16 protein-coding genes and 1 tRNA gene are annotated in these 17,592 nt (G+C 68.8%); 7 read left to right on the plus strand and 10 right to left on the minus strand.

Annotated elements, in window-relative coordinates:
• The 4 genes from U9983_RS19680 to U9983_RS19695 form a co-directional block, all read right to left on the minus strand.
• A partial coding sequence (locus U9983_RS19680) for an L-aspartate oxidase (RefSeq protein WP_322755451.1) occupies nucleotides 1-1,418 on the minus strand: 1,418 nt, incomplete at its 3' end.
• On the minus strand, nucleotides 1,415-1,891 hold the full coding sequence (panD, locus tag U9983_RS19685; protein WP_322755452.1) for an aspartate 1-decarboxylase: 477 nt from the start codon (nucleotides 1,889-1,891) through the stop codon (nucleotides 1,415-1,417). The genes panD and U9983_RS19680, both read right to left, overlap by 4 nt.
• 2 nt (nucleotides 1,892-1,893) lie before the next feature.
• Complete coding sequence (gene panC, locus U9983_RS19690; RefSeq protein WP_322755453.1) at nucleotides 1,894-2,793, minus strand: pantoate--beta-alanine ligase; 900 nt, start codon at nucleotides 2,791-2,793, stop codon at nucleotides 1,894-1,896.
• A 317-nt stretch (nucleotides 2,794-3,110) separates the two neighbouring features.
• Nucleotides 3,111-4,022: a phosphoribosylaminoimidazolesuccinocarboxamide synthase gene (locus U9983_RS19695; RefSeq protein WP_322755454.1), complete on the minus strand. Its 912-nt coding sequence runs from the start codon at nucleotides 4,020-4,022 to the stop codon at nucleotides 3,111-3,113.
• Between the two features lie 267 nt (nucleotides 4,023-4,289).
• Here U9983_RS19695 and U9983_RS19700 point away from each other — a divergent pair, with 267 nt between their 5' ends.
• On the plus strand, nucleotides 4,290-4,871 hold the full coding sequence (locus tag U9983_RS19700) for a hypothetical protein (RefSeq protein WP_322755455.1): 582 nt from the start codon (nucleotides 4,290-4,292) through the stop codon (nucleotides 4,869-4,871).
• A gap of 184 nt (nucleotides 4,872-5,055) precedes the next feature.
• On the plus strand, nucleotides 5,056-6,489 hold the full coding sequence (purB, locus tag U9983_RS19705; RefSeq protein ID WP_322755456.1) for an adenylosuccinate lyase: 1,434 nt from the start codon (nucleotides 5,056-5,058) through the stop codon (nucleotides 6,487-6,489).
• Between the two features lie 41 nt (nucleotides 6,490-6,530).
• Here purB and purE read toward each other — a convergent pair whose 3' ends face one another.
• From purE to U9983_RS19720, 3 genes are all read right to left on the minus strand, one after another.
• Nucleotides 6,531-7,025: a 5-(carboxyamino)imidazole ribonucleotide mutase gene (gene purE / locus U9983_RS19710; protein WP_416211455.1), complete on the minus strand. Its 495-nt coding sequence runs from the start codon at nucleotides 7,023-7,025 to the stop codon at nucleotides 6,531-6,533.
• 169 nt (nucleotides 7,026-7,194) lie between these two features.
• The gene (gene purD, locus U9983_RS19715; protein WP_322755461.1) at nucleotides 7,195-8,469 is read right to left on the minus strand and encodes a phosphoribosylamine--glycine ligase; all 1,275 of its coding nucleotides are present in this window, start codon (nucleotides 8,467-8,469) and stop codon (nucleotides 7,195-7,197) included.
• A gap of 189 nt (nucleotides 8,470-8,658) precedes the next feature.
• Nucleotides 8,659-9,669 (minus strand): hypothetical protein, encoded by a 1,011-nt coding sequence (locus U9983_RS19720; protein WP_322755457.1) that lies wholly within the window; start codon nucleotides 9,667-9,669, stop codon nucleotides 8,659-8,661.
• Nucleotides 9,670-10,000: 331 nt separating this feature from the next.
• Between U9983_RS19720 and U9983_RS19725 the strand changes: the two genes are divergently transcribed.
• From U9983_RS19725 to U9983_RS19735, 3 genes are all read left to right on the plus strand, one after another.
• On the plus strand, nucleotides 10,001-11,284 hold the full coding sequence (locus U9983_RS19725) for an adenylosuccinate synthase (RefSeq protein ID WP_322751358.1): 1,284 nt from the start codon (nucleotides 10,001-10,003) through the stop codon (nucleotides 11,282-11,284).
• 716 nt (nucleotides 11,285-12,000) lie between these two features.
• Nucleotides 12,001-13,362, plus strand: coding sequence for a pyridoxal phosphate-dependent decarboxylase family protein (locus tag U9983_RS19730; protein ID WP_322755458.1), 1,362 nt, complete (start codon nucleotides 12,001-12,003; stop codon nucleotides 13,360-13,362).
• 96 nt (nucleotides 13,363-13,458) lie between these two features.
• Nucleotides 13,459-14,025, plus strand: coding sequence for a Uma2 family endonuclease (locus U9983_RS19735; protein ID WP_416211454.1), 567 nt, complete (start codon nucleotides 13,459-13,461; stop codon nucleotides 14,023-14,025).
• A gap of 116 nt (nucleotides 14,026-14,141) precedes the next feature.
• Here U9983_RS19735 and U9983_RS19740 read toward each other — a convergent pair.
• From U9983_RS19740 to U9983_RS19750, 3 genes are all read right to left on the minus strand, one after another.
• A tRNA-Ser gene (locus tag U9983_RS19740) sits at nucleotides 14,142-14,228 on the minus strand.
• Nucleotides 14,229-14,349: 121 nt separating this feature from the next.
• Nucleotides 14,350-14,802 (minus strand): tRNA adenosine(34) deaminase TadA, encoded by a 453-nt coding sequence (gene tadA / locus U9983_RS19745; protein ID WP_322755463.1) that lies wholly within the window; start codon nucleotides 14,800-14,802, stop codon nucleotides 14,350-14,352.
• A gap of 43 nt (nucleotides 14,803-14,845) precedes the next feature.
• On the minus strand, nucleotides 14,846-15,331 hold the full coding sequence (locus U9983_RS19750) for a tRNA adenosine deaminase-associated protein (RefSeq protein WP_322751912.1): 486 nt from the start codon (nucleotides 15,329-15,331) through the stop codon (nucleotides 14,846-14,848).
• A 378-nt stretch (nucleotides 15,332-15,709) separates the two neighbouring features.
• Here U9983_RS19750 and U9983_RS19755 point away from each other — a divergent pair, with 378 nt between their 5' ends.
• Nucleotides 15,710-16,993, plus strand: a complete 1,284-nt coding sequence (locus U9983_RS19755; RefSeq protein ID WP_322755459.1) for a M23 family metallopeptidase — start codon at nucleotides 15,710-15,712, stop codon at nucleotides 16,991-16,993.
• A gap of 107 nt (nucleotides 16,994-17,100) precedes the next feature.
• Nucleotides 17,101-17,592 (plus strand): Mur ligase family protein (locus tag U9983_RS19760; protein ID WP_322755460.1); only part of this gene is annotated, 492 nt, incomplete at its 3' end.

A 17,592-nucleotide genomic window follows, 5' to 3' on the forward strand; every position in this document is an offset into this window, starting at 1 on the left:
GCACTGCGCAGTACCCCCGCGCCGGCTGCCATCGCCCGGGCCAGGTCCGCGCGGGCCACCGGGTCGGCGAGCCCGGCCGAGCCGCGTCCCACCACCGGGTCCGCGGGCCGCGCGGGGGTCGGCAGCCCGCGGGCGAGGTCGGTGGCGATCCTGGCGGCGAAGACCAGTCCTTCCAGCAGACTGTTGGACGCCAACCGGTTCGCGCCGTGCACGCCTGTGCACGCGACCTCACCGCAGGCGTAGAGACCGGGGACGCTGGTGCGGCCCCAGCTGTCCGTCCAGACACCACCGCTGGCGTAGTGCGCCGCCGGGGCGACCGGGATCGGCATACTGACCGGGTCCACCCCGGCGGCACGACAGCGCGCAGTGATCGTCGGGAATCGTCGCAGCAGCGTGGATCTGCCCAGCCCACGGGCATCCAGGTACAGGTGGTCGACGCCCTGAGCGGCCATCACACGCGACATCTGCTTCGCCACGACATCGCGCGGGGCGAGATCTGCCAGCGGGTGGACGCCCGCCATGACAGCGCCGCCGGTGGCGTCCACCAGCCGGGCGCCCTCGCCGCGCATGGCCTCACTGACCAGTGGCTGCTGGCCGGACACGGGGTCGCTGGGACCGGGAGCCGCATCGCCACCGGTTCCTGCCAGCCACAGCGCGGTCGGGTGGAACTGGACGAACTCCAGGTCGGTGACGATCGCCCCGGCGCGCAGGGCCAGCGCCACGCCATCGCCCGTCGACACCGGCGGGTTCGTGGTTGACGCGAAGACCTGCCCCATCCCACCGGTCGCGAGGACCACTGCGCGTGCGGTTACCGCGCCCACGCCGTCCGTCGTCCCCTCGCCGAGGACGTGCAAGGTCACCCCGGCGGCGTTGCCGTCCGCGTCCAGCAGCAGGTCGAGGACGAGCGCGTGTTCGATCACCTCGACGCCCGGATCCGCCCGCAGCGCGGCGATCAGGGCCCGCTCCACCTCCAGGCCGGTCGCATCCCCGCCGGCGTGCACGACCCGGTTGCGCAGGTGCCCACCTTCGCGGGTCAACGCGAACCCGCCCGCGGAGTCGTCACGGTCGAACGAGGCGCCGAGGTCGGCCAGTTCCCGGACCCGGGCCGGACCCTCGGTGACCAGGATCCGGACCGCGTCGACGTCGCACAGCCCGACCCCGGCCACGAGGGTGTCGGTCAGGTGATCATCTGGAGAATCCTCCGGGGCGAGTGCCGCGGCGATCCCACCCTGCGCCCATCGGGTCGAGCCCTCGTCCAGGCGTGCCTTGGTGACCAGTAGCACCCGGCCGCCGGGTACTGCCGCCCGGGCATGCAGGACGGTGGCCAGCCCCGCGATCCCGGAGCCGATCACGACGATGTCGGCATCGCGGGCCCACCCCGGTCGGGGCGCGCCAAGCTGACACGGCAGGACCGTCACGTACGAACCCGCCGCCCGGACGATGCCGGCCCGATCGACGCCTGGCTCACCGCGTTCGGGCTGACGATGTCCCCACGCAGGCTGGACGGATCGTCCGGGATTGCCTGTGCCGGGTCGTCCCCGCGCGCGACGACCCGGTTGGCGCTGTCCACGAACAGCACGCGCGGGGCGAACCGGCGGGCGTCCGCGTCTGCCATGACCGCGTACGACAGTATGATCACCAGATCGCCGGGGTGGACGAGCCGGGCCGCAGCGCCGTTGATCCCGATGACGCCGCTGCCGCGTGGGCCGGCGATCGCGTACGTCTCCAGCCGGGCACCGTTGTCAATGTCAACGATCGTGACCTGTTCGCCGGGCAGCAGGTCGGCATCCTCCAGCAGGTCGACGTCGATCGTCACCGAGCCGACATAGTGGAGGTCGGCCTGGGTGACAGTGGCTCGATGGATCTTCGACTTGAGCATGGTCCGGAACACGGTCAGCCGGCCTCCTCGGGCAGCGTGAGCTCGATGTTGTCGATCAGTCGGACGGTGCCGACCCGGGCCGCGACCAGCAGCAGCGCCTGGCCGCGACGCACCGGCGTCAGGTCATCGGGGCTGGCGAGGGTGAGGTAGTCGACGTCAACACCCGGTTCGGCGGCCAGGACGTTCTCGGCGGCCGCGAGCACCACGTCCGGGCCTTCGTCCGCGACGCTCACCCCGACCGCCAGCGCTCGCGACAGCGCGAGCGCGGCGCGGTGTTGATGGGTCGTCAGGTAGGAGTTGCGGCTGGACAGGGCCAGTCCGTCGGGTGCCCGGACGGTTGACACCCCGACGACCTCGGTCCGAAAGGCCAGATCCCGCACCATGCGGCGGATGAGGACAAGCTGCTGGGCGTCCTTCTTGCCGAAGAAGGCCAACTGCGGACCGGTGAGGTGCAGCAGTGTCGCCACGATCGTGAGGACGCCGTCGAAATGCCCGGGACGGCTCGACCCTTCCAGCAGATCGCCGAGTGGGCCGGCGCAGACGCGGACAGCGGGTGGGGCCTCGTGCACGAGCGTCGGCGCGAAGACGACGTCGACCCCCTCGGCGGCGCAGATCTCCAGGTCCGCCTCGAGCATCCGGGGGTAGCGCGAAAGATCTTCCCCCGGGCCGAACTGGAGCGGGTTGACAAAGATCGTGACGATCAACTGATCGGCACGCGCACGGGCCGTCCGGATGAGTTCGCAGTGCCCGGCGTGCAACGCCCCCATTGTCATCACGACTGCACGCGTTTCCACGGGCGCTAAGGGTGACGAGTGGAGTAGCGTCTCGAGGTCCGCGCGGCTGCGTACCAGTGTCGGCTTCCCGCCGTTGGACGGTCGGGGGCGCGTCGAAGTCGTGGTTCGGGCTGTGGCCATCAGTGTCGTTCCAGTCCTCGTGGGGGTACCGGACGTCGGCAGCCAGCGTAACGCGTCCGCAATCGCCCGCGCTCGCCTGTCACCCACCGCACATCGCACCCCGTCCGTCTTTGTCGTGATGATCCGAAAGATCGCCTATGGTTCGGTTCATCCTCGATCCTGCCCGTCGGCGGCGGGATCATCACGACGTCCGGGCGTGGCGAGCCGCCGGCAGCGGCGAACACGGGCGCCGACGTGCCGAGATGCCCGACCACTAAGCGCGTTACCCGCTGGGCTCAAACATCGCGATCTTAGAGCGCCCCTGTTGTCGGGTGATCTTAGGCTGTGGCCAGGTAGTCGGCGAAGGACGTACCGGTCAGGCGCTCGTACGCCTCGACGTAGCGGTCGCGGGTGGCCTCGACGACCGGGTCGGGCAGTTCGGGGCCGGGTGCGGAGCGGTCCCAGCCGGTGGAGATCAGATAGTCACGAATGAACTGTTTGTCAAAGGACGGCTGCGAGCGCCCTGGCTGCCAGCTGTCGACCGGCCAGAATCGGGATGAGTCCGGGGTCAGTATCTCGTCGGCCAGTCGCAGGACGCCGTCGGTGTCATGGCCGAACTCGAACTTGGTGTCGGCGAGGATGATGCCGCGCTCGGCGGCGAGATCGGTCGCGCGTCCGAAGATCGTCAACGTGAGTCTCTCCAGGTCGGCGGCCACCTGCGTGCCAACGCGGGTGGCCGCGTCCGCTCGGCTGATGTTCTCGTCGTGCTCGCCGACCGCGGCTTTCGTCGACGGTGTGTATATCGGCAGCGGCAGCCTGCTGCCGTCGAGGAGCCCTGCAGGCAGGGTGTGGCCGCTGACCGAGCCGGTTCGCCGATAGTCCTTGAGGGCACTGCCGGTCAGGTATCCGCGGGCCACGCACTCGATCGGCACCATCGACAACCGTCGGCACAGCATCGACCGGCCGCGTAGCTGCTCGGAATAGGGCGCGAGCTCATCGGGGTACTCGTCCACGTTCGCACTGAGCAGGTGGGACGGCACGATGTCGGCGAGTTGGTCGAACCACCACAGGGAGAGTCCGGTGAGGACGGCGCCCTTGTCCGGGATGTCGGTGGGCAGCACGACGTCGAAGGCGGAGATCCGGTCGCTGGCGACCAGCAGGACCGAATCGTCGCCGACGGCGAACAGCTCCCGTACCTTGCCGGATCCCAGATGGGTCAGCCCGGCGAACTCCTCATGCGTCAGCGGCATACCGAGACCGTATCGAGGCACGCCGACCGTATCGAGTCGCGCCGGAGCCGATGCCGGAGCCGATGCCGGAGCCGATGCCGGAGCCGATGCCGGAGCCGATGCCTGCGCCGATGCCTGCGCCGATGCCTGCGCGGGTGTCCCCGACATGCGGAGTCCCTATGTGTGACCGACAATGGTGACGGTAAGTGAACTAATTGTAGCGGTCCGGGTCTGGCGCGGGCTGGTCCGCCGGCATCGTCGGTGGCCCCGGGCGTTCTAAGGGGGATCGTGACCGAGCGACAGCCATCGGTGACAGCCGTGGATGGCCGTGCCGGGCAGGACACGACACCCGCGCAGCCCGATGGGCCGCGGTGGCGTCGGGGCATCGTCCGCTGGCTGATCCTGGCGACCGGTGACCCCGCGAACGCGATCTACGGGACCATTCTCGTCGCGGCCGTCGTCGCGGCGGAGGACCCGGATCACACCGAGAGCTATGAAATCGCCCTGACGGTCGCCGTGACCGTCATGGTGTTCTGGCTCGCGCACGGTTATTCGCGCGTCGTCAGCGGCCGGCTCAGCACGGGCACGAAGCCGTCGCTGGGCGAGGTGCGCGCGGCATTGGCCGAGCACTGGCCGATTGTGCAGGCAGCGGTGCCGCCGATGGCGGCGCTGGGCATCGCCGTCGCGGAGGGCGCCTCGGTGGTGGGCGCCCAGGATGCGGCGTTGGGGACGTCGGTGGTGCTGCTCGCGATCTGGGGCACCGTGGCCGGCCGGGCCTGTCGGCTGACCGGCTGGCGGCTGGTCGTGTACGCCTGCAGCAGCGCTGCGCTCGGCCTCGTGATGATCGTCCTGGAGGTCATCATCCATTAGCCGGTGTCCGCCGTCACCTGCTGGCTGTCGTCCGCCGCGATCTTTCGAGCTTTGTTCGGCTGCGAGGCCGTTTTTGATCGTACAAACCTCGAAAGCTTGTGTCTCGAAAGTTTTGTGTCAGGTCCGGAGGCCTGAGGAGCCCGAGCTGGGGATTGCGACCCGCCGGTGGGGCACGATGGCCTCTATGGCGACCAAGTCCGTGATTCCTGATGTGCTGGCGACCCGCTACGCCTCGGCCGAACTGACCGGCCTGTGGTCACCGGAGAACAAGGTCGTCCAGGAACGCCGGCTCTGGCTGGCGGTGCTGCGCGCCCAGCGGGACCTGGGCCTGGCCATCCCCGTGGGTGTGATCGAAGACTATGAGCGGGTCCTCACCGATGTCGATCTTGATTCGATCGCGCAACGTGAGCGGATCCGGCGCCATGACGTGAAGGCCCGGATCGAGGAGTTCAACGCCCTTGCCGGCCATGAGCACGTGCACAAGGGCATGACGTCGCGGGATCTCACCGAGAACGTCGAGCAGCTCCAGGTGCGCAGCTCGCTGGCACTGATCCAGAACCGGATGGTGGCGGCGCTGGCCCGGCTCGGGCACCTTGCCGCCACGTACGACACCCTGGTGATAACCGGACGCAGCCACAATGTGCCGGCGCAGGCCACCACGCTCGGCAAGCGGTTCGCTTCCGCCGGTCAGGAGCTGCTCGTCGCGTTCGAGCGGGTCGAGGAGCTGCTCGCCCGCTACCCGCTGCGTGGGATGAAGGGTCCGGTCGGGACCGGCCAGGACATGCTCGACCTGCTGGACGCGGATCCGGCGAAACTGGCCGAGCTGGAACGGCGGATCGCGGAGTTCCTCGGCTTCGGACGGGTGCTGACCAGCGTCGGCCAGGTCTACCCACGGTCGCTGGACTTCGACGTCCTCACCGCGTTGGCGCAGGCTGCGGCGGCGCCGGCGAGCCTCGCGGTGACCATCCGACTGATGGCCGGCCATGAACTGGCCACCGAGGGCTTCGCCGCGGGCCAGGTGGGCTCGTCGGCGATGCCGCACAAGATGAACACGCGTTCGTGTGAGCGGGTCGGTGGCCTGGCCGTGGTGCTGCGCGGATTCGCGACCATGACCGGCGAACTTGCCGGGAACCAGTGGAACGAGGGGGATGTGTCCTGTTCGGTTGTGCGCAGGGTGGCGCTTCCAGGCGCCTTCTTCGCCGCCGACGGACTCTACGAGACGTTCCTGACGATCCTGGACGACTTCGGGGCCTACCCGGCAGTGATCGCCCGCGAGCTGGACCGCAACCTGCCGTTCCTGGCCACGACCAAGGTCCTGATGGCGGCGGTGCGCCGCGGGGTCGGGCGGGAAACCGCCCACGAGGTCATCCGCGAGCATGCCGTCGCGGTCGCCCTGACGATGCGGGAGAAGGGCGCCGACCACAACGATCTGATGAAGCGGCTCGCCGGTGACGAGCGGCTGGGTCTGGACGCCGTCGCGTTGTCGTCCGTGCTGGCCGAGCCACTCGCGTTCACCGGCGCCGCCCGCGCGCAGGTCGCGGACTTCCACGCCAGGGTCGAGGACGTCGTGCGTCGCTACCCCGACGCCGCGGCATACCTCCCCGCGCCCATCCTGTGACGATTCCGTGACGAGCCTGGGACGATTCTGGGACGAGCCCGTCAGGCCGGCGGGAGTATCTCGGCGAGGCCCGCGGCCGCGGCCTTCTCGAAGTCGTCCTTGAACACGGTTAGCAGGACGTGCAGGTCCGGGTCGTTCAGAGCGAGGATCTGGGTGGCCAGCACGGCCGCGTTCGTGGAGTTGTTCAGCCCGACCGTGGCCACGGGGACGCCGGGCGGCATCTGCGCGATGGCGAGCAGGGCGTCCATACCGTCCAGCGCCCCGCCCGAGATCGGGACGCCGATCACCGGCAGCGTTGTGAGCGCGGCGACCGCGCCGGGCAGGGCGGCGGCGAGCCCGGCGCCGGCGATGACAACCGCGATCCCGCGGGTCCGCAGCTCACCCACATACCGGGTGAGGGCATGGGGGGCACGGTGGGCGGACAGCGAGACCTGTTCGTAGGGGACGCCGAAACGTTCCAGCGTCGCGCCGGCCTTGCTCATCGTCTGTGCGTCGGACGGGGAGCCGAACACGATGGCCACCTTGGGCGGCACCATGGTTGAGCCGGTCTGGACGGTCGCGTTCATACCTGCGTGTTCACTCACTTTCTCGATGCGTCGTGACGGCCTGTCCCGGAGAAGCCCGGTGGGCCAAAGGTCGTGTGATCATGGTTTTTGTCGCACGACCGGAGGCCCGGAGAAGCCTGGTGAGCCAAAGGTCGTGCGATCATGGTTCTTGTCGCACGACCGAAGGCCCGTAGGGGCCCAGCCGCGACGGGTCCCCGATGTCGGTCCGGTAGTGCGCGCCAGCCAGGGAGATTCGGCTGACGGCCTCGTAGGCTGATCCTCTCGCGGCTTCCAGATGCGGGCCGATGGCGGTGACGCACAGCACGCGACCCCCGGACGACACGATGGTGCCATCGGCGTCCCGGCGGGTTCCGGCATGCAGGATGTCCACCCCGGTGAGGGCTCCGGCGGCGTTGAGGCCGATGATCGGATCGCCGAGCCGCGGCGCCTGCGGATAACCGGCTGCCGCGACGACGACCGTGACGGCGGCGCCGGACCGCCACACCGGCGTCCGGTAGCCGGACAGGACATCGGTCAGAGGGGTGGCCAGCAGAGCCAGGATCGCCTGTATCTCGGGGTCGCCGAACCGGACGTTGAACTCGACGACCCGCACACCGCGGGAGGTCAGTGCAAGGCCGGCGTACAGCAGGCCGCAGAAGGGGGTGCCGCGGCGTGCCATCTCGTCCACGGTGGGCTGGATCACAGTCCGCACGACCTGGGCGGACAACCCGCGCGGCGCCCACGGCAGTGGGGTGTACGCGCCCATCCCGCCGGTGTTCGGCCCGGTATCGCCGTCCCCGACCCGCTTGTGGTCCTGAGCGGGTAGCAGGGGGATGACGGTCCCGGCTTCGGTCACGATCGCGAACAGCGAGACCTCGGGCCCGTCCAGATACTCCTCGATCACGACTCGGTCCTCGGGGTTGCGCAGGCATGCGCGTACCGCCGCGACCGCGCTGCGCCGGTCGGTCGTGACGGTCACTCCCTTGCCGCCGGCGAGACCGTCGTACTTGACGACGTAGGGCGGACCGAACTCGTCGAGGTCTGCGAGGGCCGGTTCGATCTCGGTGTGATCACGCGACGCCGCGGTGGGGACGCCGGCGGCGTGCATCACGTTCTTGGCGAAGGCCTTGCTGCCCTCCAGCCGCGCGGCCGCGGCGGTCGGCCCGAAGCAGCGCAGGCCTCGGACCCGCAGTTCGTCGGCGGCGCCGGCAACCAGGGGTACCTCCGGCCCGATGATGGTCAGATCCGCCTGGACGGCCTCGGCCAGGTTGGCCACGGCGTCGGGGTCGGCGACATCGAGTGGACGCGGCTGCGCCAGCTGTGCGGTGCCGGCGTTACCGGGGGCGCACACCAGCGCGCCTACCGCCGGGTCGCGCGACAGGGCCCGGCACAACGCGTGCTCCCGGCCTCCCGAGCCGACGACGAGGACCTTCACCTCGCCACCCGCCACCGCCCGGTCGGCCGGGCGCGGGCCGTGATCGCGTCGTGGTCGGTGGGTGGAGGCACGCGATACAGGGTAGCGCCCGTGCCGACCACCTCATCCGGGCTGCTACCGGCCCTACCGGGCCAAAGGCGATGCGATCGTGGTTCTGTCGCATCGCCGGAGGCCGACGTCCCCGGGGCCTTACAGGCTGATGCCGGCATTCCACAGCAGGTGCGCCATGGCGTAGACGAGCTGATGCGCACACCGTCGGGCGTCGACTTCCGCCATGGACCCGATAACGGTGTGGACGTCGACCGGCCAGACCCGGACGTCGCGGCCGAGGACGGCCTGCGGCCCGGGGTCCTCGCGGCTTTCGAAGGTCTGTCCGGAGGCGTCCACGAACAGGTGCAGGGAGCGGCCGGTGTACGGGAAACTCTGGTTGCGCCAGTAGAGCACCGGCCAGGCTCGTGGCGGGGTGCGCCGGCCACGTCGAGGCGTCGCGGCCTCGGCGGGTTGATCCGGGGGTTGATCCGGGGGTTGATCCGGTTGCCGGTCTGCGACCACCCGGATCGTCAAGGTCGGGGTGAGGCCCTCGGCCGCGCAGATGGCGAGAAACTCGGCGATCTGCGCGACCGCATAGGTGGCGATGGCGTCCGCGCGCTCCTTGCGCTGTTCTTCGACCTCGTTGGCGCTGCGGACCGCGTGGCTGCCTCGCCTGAGCACCTCGGGCAGGGTGGCGGGAAGCAGGTCACCGATGGGTGAGAAGCCGACGGGCCAGGCATGTACACCGACGACCTGACTCGTGACCTGTGACTGGCGAATGATGTTGGTACGCAACGCCGGTGTCCAGTGAACCGTGAGGGGACCGACCCGGCTGTCGGGTCTGCGATCAGCTGGTGGAGTCGCGACGGGCGGGGTGTCCTCCGGTGGGCCGCCGCCGGGATGCGCCACCGCCGGCAGGGGGGCGTCAGGCAGGTTCAGTGTGGTCAGACCTCTCCCTGGCTGGTCTCCGACCGGCGTCGGCGGCACGACCGGCTGTGCTGATGTGGGTCGGTCGGACGGATGTGGCGGCGGGGCCGACGGCGACGCGATGATCTTCTCTTCATGCCGCCGGTGGCTGGCGGAAGCACTCTCCGATGCCAGGTCGTCCGCCGTGCCGGTGCTCTGGCCGGAGCCTTCGGCACGCACGGACCGGGCGGTGACAGCGGCCACCGTGACACCCCCGTCCCGATTGACTAATCCTGTTACCGGAACAGCCTCCACAGTAACTCTTGGTAATGCAAGTAGGATCTTTATTTAGACGATCAATCGTGTCGCGACGGTGGACCGACGGCCACTCGTCGCGATCATCCAGGGTCCGTCAGGGGTTTCCAGGCCCGCCGGGCACGGGAAATGATCGTGATCGTCACAGTGGTCGACGGGGGCGCCCGGCAGCGTCCGCACGTATCGGGTAGTCATGATTTTTAGCCCGTCGACCTGGATCGATATCACGCAGTGCCGCCCGTGCGCCCGCTCCGACCGGTGGGCCAGGTAACCTCGCCCGGTGCCTGCGCTCGTGCTGATCGGTGCCCAGTGGGGCGATGAAGGCAAGGGAAAGGCGACCGACCTGCTTGGCGGGGCGGTCGACTTCGTGGTCCGTTACCAGGGCGGTAACAATGCCGGACATACGGTCGTCATCGGTGAGGAAAGTTACGCTCTGCATCTGATCCCAAGTGGCGTGCTACGTGCCGACTGCGTGCCCGTGATCGGCAACGGTGTGGTGATCGATCCGGGGGTTCTTCTCGGCGAGATGGATGGGCTGATCGCCCGTGGCATCGACGTGTCCCGTTTGTTGATCAGCGCGAATGCTCATCTGATCATGCCCCATCATCGCGCGCTCGATAAGGTGACGGAGCGTTACCTTGGCAAGGCTCGGATCGGGACGACCGGCCGCGGGATAGGTCCGACCTATGGTGACAAGATTGCCCGGACGGGGATCCGCGTTCAGGACCTCCTCGACCCTGGGATCTTCCGGGCCAAGCTGGAGCTGGCGCTGCGGGACAAGAACCAGATCCTGACCAAGATCTATAATCGACGGGCCCTTGACACGGACGCGATCGTCGAGGAGTACGCCGGATACGCGCGCCTGCTCGGACCGCACATCGCCGATACCGGGCTTGTCCTGGACCAGGCGTTACGGGCCGGCAAGGTCGTCCTGCTGGAGGGTTCGCAGGGCACCCTGCTCGATGTCGACCATGGGACCTATCCGTTCGTCACCTCGTCGAATCCGACGGCGGGCGGGGCCGCGACCGGCTCGGGTATCGGCCCGACCCGGATCACGCGGGTGATCGGTATCTGCAAGGCGTATACGACCCGCGTCGGCTCCGGCCCGTTTCCGACCGAACTCACCGACAAGGTCGGCGACGAGCTGCGTGCCGTCGGTGGCGAGTTCGGTGTGACCACCGGTCGAGCCCGGCGTACGGGCTGGTTCGATGCGGTCATCGCCCGCTACGCCGTGCGCGTGAACGGGTTGACTGATGTTTTTCTTACCAAACTGGATGTATTGTCCGGATTTGATCGTGTTCCGATATGTGTCGGATATGACGTGCACGGTGTCCGCCACGACGACATGCCCATGACCCAGACCGAGTTCCATCACGCCAGGCCGATCTATGAGGAACTGCCGGGCTGGGGTGACGACATCTCGGGCGCCACGTCGTTCGATCAGCTCCCACAGGCTGCTCGTGACTACGTGAAGGCTGTCGAGGAGTTGGCCGGGGCGCCGGTGTCGGCCGTCGGCGTCGGCCCCGGCCGGGATCAGACGATTACCATTCGTGATCTTCTCTGAGATCATCGTGATCGGGGTACCCGGTGATGCGGCGGACGAGGGGCGGCGCCCGTATGATGGTCGACATCCTGGGCCGCCTTCCCGCCAACTGGCTGTGGACATGGCATGCTCAGGTTCGACCCACCGCCGATCCGCAAGGTTCAGCCAGCTACCCAGGGTGATTTTTCCGGTGTGCAGGATGGCTCGAGCGCCAGGTACTGGTGCCGGTGTTGGAATGTTGTGTAATGCCTTTCGTCCGCATCGTGGAGGTACGCAATGAAGCGTTTCGCGCTGATCGCCCTGCTGGCCGCTATTGCCGGCGGCGGTTTCCTCATTCGCCGACGGGGCAAGCAGGACGTCTGAGCCGCCGGTGGACTGACGGGTATGCGATCATGATGGGTCCCGCACGCCCGGTGGCCTGACCGACGCCGGGTGATCGCGTTCCACGGTCGGCACCGCGGTCGCGCTGTCGACCAACTGATCGGCGGTCAGTTGGTCGATGGCTGATGTCGCGTGCCCCGGTGCGTCTCGGTGTGCCTGGCTCACCGCTGGCTCGGCTCGGGCCCGTGACTGTCTCGGCGCGGTGCACGATCAGAATACAGTCGGCATTCAGCATTATTTTCCAGCTGTTTCGTTTTGTACACCAATGCACATGAAATGCACATACTGCTACCGCGGTATCGCGTCCCTATTGTCAGGTGAGTCTGGCTATACTCTGCTCCGTGCATCGGTATGACATGGACAGCGAGATTCTGGCCCAGGCTGTTGTCGACTATGCGCGGGAGCGCCTGCGTCTGCATCCGGTCCCGCTGGACGGGTCGCGGTCCCACGCGGACCTGGCCGCCACCGCGGGAGCGACGATTACCCCCGACGGTATGGGCGGCGTCGAGGTGCTCGGTCTTTTCGACAAGGTCCTCTCCAGAGCCTGCATTTCGGTCGATCATCCCCGTAATCTCTCGTTCATTCCGGCGGCTCCCACCAAGGCGGCAATACTGTTCGACCTCGTTGTCGGGGCGTCGTCGGTATATGCGGGCAGCTGGCTGGAGGGCGCCGGTGCGGTCTACGCGGAGAACCAGGCGTTGCGCTGGTTGTCCGATCTGGCCGGTTTCCCGTCCCGGGCGGGTGGTGTCTTCGTCCAGGGGGGGACGGTCGGCAACCTTTCCGCCCTGGTCGCAGCCAGGCACGCGGCGCAACAGGCTAGGCGGCAGGCGGCAGGCGGCGGGGCCGAACCCACCACCTGGCGGGTCGTCTGCGGTTCCGAAGCGCACTCCTCGGTTGAGACCGCCGCCCGCATCATGGGCGTCGACGTTCTGGTCGTGGCGACGGACCAGGACGGACGGCTCACCGGTCCTGCGCTGGGCGCCGCGTTGGACGCCGCCGGCGTCGCCGTGGCCGACACGGTCTTCGCCGTCGTGGCAACAGCCGGTACCACGCAGTTCGGCATTGTCGATGATATTCGCGGCATTGTCGACGTAGCCCGTGAACGCGGTATCTGGGTACACGTCGACGGCGCCTACGGACTGGCCGCACTGGCTGCGGAATCAGTCCGTCACCTTTTTGCCGGTGTGGCGGACGCCGACTCCTTCATCGTTGATCCGCACAAATGGTTGTTCGCGCCGTTCGACGCCTGTGCGCTGATCTATCGGGAACCGGCGCTGGCCCGCGCGGCACATGCGCAGAAAGCGGGTTACCTCGAGGTGCTGGAGTCCACGGACGCCTGGAATCCAGCGGACTACGCGATCGGCCTGTCCCGGCGCGCGCGTGGTCTGCCCTTCTGGTTCTCCCTCGCCGTGCACGGGACCCTTGCCTACAGCGCCGCCGTGGAGAAGTCCCTGGCCACCGCCCGGGCCGCGGCCGACCAGATCCGGGCACTGCCCTACGTCGAGCTTGTGCGCGAACCGCAGCTTTCCGTGGTTGTCCTGCGGCGCCTGAACTGGGCGCCGCAGATGTACTACGAGTGGACGGAGAAGCTGCTGCAGTCGGGTTTCGCGTTCGTCACCCCGACCGTCCACGAGGGGGAGACGGTGACCCGGTTCGCGATCGTCAACCCGTGCACCGAACCCGCGGACATCGCCGCGATCCTGGCGACCATGGCCTGAGCCGGCCTGAGTCGGGGGTCCGTTCCCCCCGGCAGGCGCACAGTACGCTGTCAGGTAGGACTCAGGCCTGCCGCCCAGGTTCGCAGGAGGTACGTCATGACCGCGGAGATGGTCGCCCCTGCGTGGATGCACGAGCAGATCACGGCGGAGCAGTACGACTCCTGGTCGCAGGAGCAGTGCGCGGGCATCGAGATCGTGGACGGGATGGTCGTCGTGCGCCCCAGCGCGTCCAAGCGGCACAACCGGCTGGCCCGGATCGTCGCGAACGCACTGGACGCGGCCGCCGGGGTGGGCTGGAACGCCGACACGGACTTCGACGTCCGGCTGCAGGACGTGCCACTCACCAATCGCCGTCCGGATGTCGTGGTGTATCGCGCGGACACGATCGACGTCACGCCCACCCGTCCCGAACACGTGCTGTTGGTCGTGGAGATCGTCTCGCCGGGTTCGGAGACCACCGACAGGATCGTGAAGGTGGACCAGTACGCCAAGGCCGGCATCGCCTTCTACTGGCGGATCGAGCAGGCCGCTACCGGTGTTCCGCTGGTCTACACCTATGTCCTCGACCCGGCGAGGCGGGTCTACCGGGACGGAGAGGTATTCACCGGCGTGGTCACGGTCTCGGCGCCCTTCGCAGCAGAGATCGACCTCCATCAGATCTGATACCCGTCCATCGCGAGCGTCCTGGCAGTACCGAGACGAGAGCTGAGACGGAAGGCGACGATCAAACGCCGGGCCGGGCGATCGGCCCGGCGTTCTGCCTGGCGGTGGGCTGTGGGCGGTGGAGGTGGGATTTGAACCCACGGAGGGGTTGCCCCCTCACACGCTTTCGAGGCGTGCGCCCTCGGCCACTAGGCGACTCCACCGCTCGCTAGCTTACTGGACGCAGCGGCTATGCCGGCGGGTACCCACCAGCGGGTACCGATCCGACGGACCCGGCCGACCCGTGTATACCGCTGACGTCAGCGGAATCCATCCAGTTGATCATTAGCTGGGTGCTCGTCGCGGGATGCGGCGGGCGGCGAAGAAATCCGTGAGAAGGCGTGCGCATTCCTGTTCCCGCACTCCTGTGATCACCTCGGGACGGTGGTTGAGGCGCGGGTCGCGGACGGCGTCCCACAGCGACCCGACCGCACCTGCTTTCGGATCATGTGCCCCGTAGACCAACCGATCGACCCGGGCGAGGACGAGGGCGCCCGCGCACATCGTGCACGGTTCCAGGGTGACGACCAGCGTTGCACCGGACAGCCGCCACGAGCCGGTGGCCGCCGCCGCGGCACGTAGCGCGACCACCTCTGCGTGAGCGGTCGGGTCCTGGTCGGCCTCGCGGGCGTTACGGCCCCAGCCGATGATCTTTCCGTCCGGGCCGGCCACCACGGCACCCACCGGAACGTCCCCGGTGGCCGACGCCTGCTCGGCCTCCGCCAGCGCGGCACCCATCAGGTCGGCGAACCGGGCCGCGTCGCCGGGTATGCCCGTCACGTCAGCTCCCGATCTCGTCCAGGATGTCCGCGCAGCCGGCGCGTTCGCTGATCGCGGCTGCGACGTCCCCGGGCAGGAGGCCCTCCTCCGTGATCAGCTCGAGGAGGGCGTCCGCGTCGGTGCCGACGTCTGCAAGCAGCTCGATGTCGCCTGCCGGTGCGGCGCCCGCGAGCAGGTCCTCGGATTCGTCGTCGATGGCGGTGCTGCCCGGCGGCGGCAGCGCCCCCGTGAGCAGCCGGTCGGCCAGGGCCGAGGTGAACAGCACCCGGTGGTCGGACAGGAAGACCCGGGGATCACCGACATCACCGTCCACTCGGACGATCCCCAGATACTCGTCGTCCTCCTCGATGAAGGCGATGACGAGTTCCGTCGAGATGTCACGCATCAGATCCGTGAGCCCGTCAAGGTCTTCGGCGTCGTCAAGACTGATCTCGTGTGCGGTCCATCGGCCGCGCTCGCGGCCGATGGCACTTGCTCTCCGGGTCACCGAGCTCCCTCACGTTCGTGTATCGCGTCCATACCCAACCTCAAGGACCCAACCGCAAGAACTCAACCTCAAGAACCCAACCTCAAGGACCCAACTTCAGAACCGGTCGTGAGCTGTGCCACCGGTGATCCACCGGCCCTGCGCCCGGGTGCGGAGCCCAGCCGCGGGCGGTCGTCCGCGTCGTCGGCGGTGCCCGGTCGGGGCATGGCGCGACCTGCCCACGGCCGCCCTGGCCTTGCAGGTCGGGCTTGCACGTCGGGTTCGCACATCGGGTTTCCACATCGGACGCCCATTTCGGGCACGTCATATCACATCTTGCAGCACACTCGGACCTGATCGACCCGCGGACGGGCTCAGGGACCCAAAGGTGGCGCAATCATGCTGGTGTCGCGCGGCCGGGCGGGCCCGCCTCGGTCGGCTGCCAAGGGCAGCGCGGCCGTGCGGCTGGTGGCCGGCACGCTGGTGGCCGGCACGCTGGTGGGAGTCACGGTTGTCGGAGTCACGGTGGTGGGAGCCCTCGTCGCACGTCGCGCACCCCCGACGACCGCACCAGGGGGCCATCCGCCCATTGCCGCCGCGTTCGGCGCGGTCGTCGGCACCCGAGACCCGTTGGGTCCGCTGACACACCGAGCCGATCCGTACCTGTTCGTCACGGCTGATCACAGTCTTACCCGGGCTGAGATCGACCGACTTCGCCAGGCTGTGGGCGCGGTCGAGGCGGTTGTCACCGACTTTGCCGAGGTGAGTGTGGGAAGCGGCCGCACCGGCGCGGTCGGGGCTGATTCGGGCCTGCTGCGCACCGTTGCGCCCGCCGGCACCGCCGAGGCCACCGGGCTGTGGCAGCGGATCGCGGATGGAGACGTGGCGGTTGCGCACAGCGTTGCAGCGGCTCTGGACGTGCAGCTGGGCGCTCAGGTCGACATCGGTCGCGACCGGCCGGTCAACCTGCGCGTCGGTGCGCTGGCAACCACCCGCCTGCCGGGTGTCGGCGTTGTGGTGGACCGCTCCCGGTCCGCTGCGCTCGGCCTTGTCGCCGACAGTGCGGTTGTGCTTGTCGTCCCCGGTACGCCCGACCCCGTGGTGCTTGCCGCCACCGCCCGCCAGGCCGTCCACGGTCTGCGGGTCACGGCGCTGCGGAGCGTTCTGCTACCGCCTGCTGCGGCTCCCACGGCTCCCACGGCTCCCACGGCTCCCACGGCTTCACCCCTGCCGCTGCCGCTGCCGCTGCCCCTGCCGCTGCCCCTGCCGCTGCCGGCAGCACGCGGTCCGGTGGCGGGGTCTGGCTGGGTGATACCGACGATCGGGACGATTTCGCGCGGCTTCAACCCCACGGCCGGCTCCGGGCGTCACCTCGGGCTTGACATCGCCGCGCCGCTGGGTAGTCCCATCATGGCCGCGGCTGCCGGGTATGTCCTCTACGCCGGGCCGGCATCCGGTTTTGGAAACGAAATCGTGCTTCAGCACGGGGACGGTGTCGAGACCGTTTACGGTCATATGAGGGTGTTCACGATCCGAGAGGGAACGGTTGCTGCTGGTCAGCAGATCGCCCTGGTCGGGAACGAAGGCCGGTCAACGGGCCCTCATCTGCACCTCGAGGTGCACGTCGGCGAACGGCCGGTGGATCCGCTGGTGTGGCTTCGTGAGCACGGCGTCCCGATCTGATGATCTTCCGGTCGTCGGTGCGGCTGTCGGTCCGCGCCGCTCGCCCCGTCGACATACGCGGGGGTAGCTGTAACAGGCGAGGCGAGTCGTGGCACGCTGATGAGGCGATGACCACACCATCCCCACGCCGGTTCTCCACCCGCACCCGCGCTGCACTCGCGGTGGAGAAGCTTGCGTCCTCGGCCTCCCGCCGGCTGGGACGCGGATCAGGCGAGATGATCGGCGGCAAGCTGGCGCTCCAGGTGTCCCCGCAGATTCTCACCGAGGTCGCGGCCGGCCGGCTGGCGGCATGCGTCAGCGGAACCAACGGCAAGACAACGACCACCCGGCTGTTGGCCCGCGCGCTGGGCACCCTCGGCCCGGTGAAGAGCAACAGCGGTGGCGCGAACATGGCGCCGGGAGTGCTCGCCGCGCTGTCCCGGCCGCCCTTTGACGCGACCGCCGCGCTCGAGGTGGACGAAATCTGGCTGCCCAAGGTTGCCAGGCAGATCCTTCCCCGGGCCGTTGTACTGCTCAACATCAGCCGGGACCAGCTCGACCGGTCCAACGAGACCCGACGGATCGCGAGCCTCTGGCGTGAGCTTGGGGCGGATCTGCCT

Origin of the sequence: Protofrankia sp. Cas3 (genome assembly GCF_963555955.1) — a bacterium.
Classification (GTDB): Bacteria; Actinomycetota; Actinomycetes; order Frankiales; family Frankiaceae; genus Protofrankia.

Excerpts from the sequence above, each read along its gene's own strand:
- tadA (WP_322755463.1), bottom strand. The coding sequence starts at position 14,802 with ATGGGTGCCGCGCTGGCGGAGGCCGAGCAGGCGTCGGCCACCGGGGAC.
- purB (WP_322755456.1), top strand. The coding sequence starts at position 5,056 with ATGGCGACCAAGTCCGTGATTCCTGATGTGCTGGCGACCCGCTACGCC.
- U9983_RS19730 (WP_322755458.1), top strand. The coding sequence starts at position 12,001 with ATGGACAGCGAGATTCTGGCCCAGGCTGTTGTCGACTATGCGCGGGAG.
- U9983_RS19735 (WP_416211454.1), top strand. The coding sequence starts at position 13,459 with ATGACCGCGGAGATGGTCGCCCCTGCGTGGATGCACGAGCAGATCACG.
- purE (WP_416211455.1), bottom strand. The coding sequence starts at position 7,025 with ATGGTGCCGCCCAAGGTGGCCATCGTGTTCGGCTCCCCGTCCGACGCA.
- U9983_RS19695 (WP_322755454.1), bottom strand. The coding sequence starts at position 4,022 with ATGCCGCTGACGCATGAGGAGTTCGCCGGGCTGACCCATCTGGGATCC.
- U9983_RS19755 (WP_322755459.1), top strand. The coding sequence starts at position 15,710 with ATGCTGGTGTCGCGCGGCCGGGCGGGCCCGCCTCGGTCGGCTGCCAAG.
- panC (WP_322755453.1), bottom strand. The coding sequence starts at position 2,793 with ATGGCCACAGCCCGAACCACGACTTCGACGCGCCCCCGACCGTCCAAC.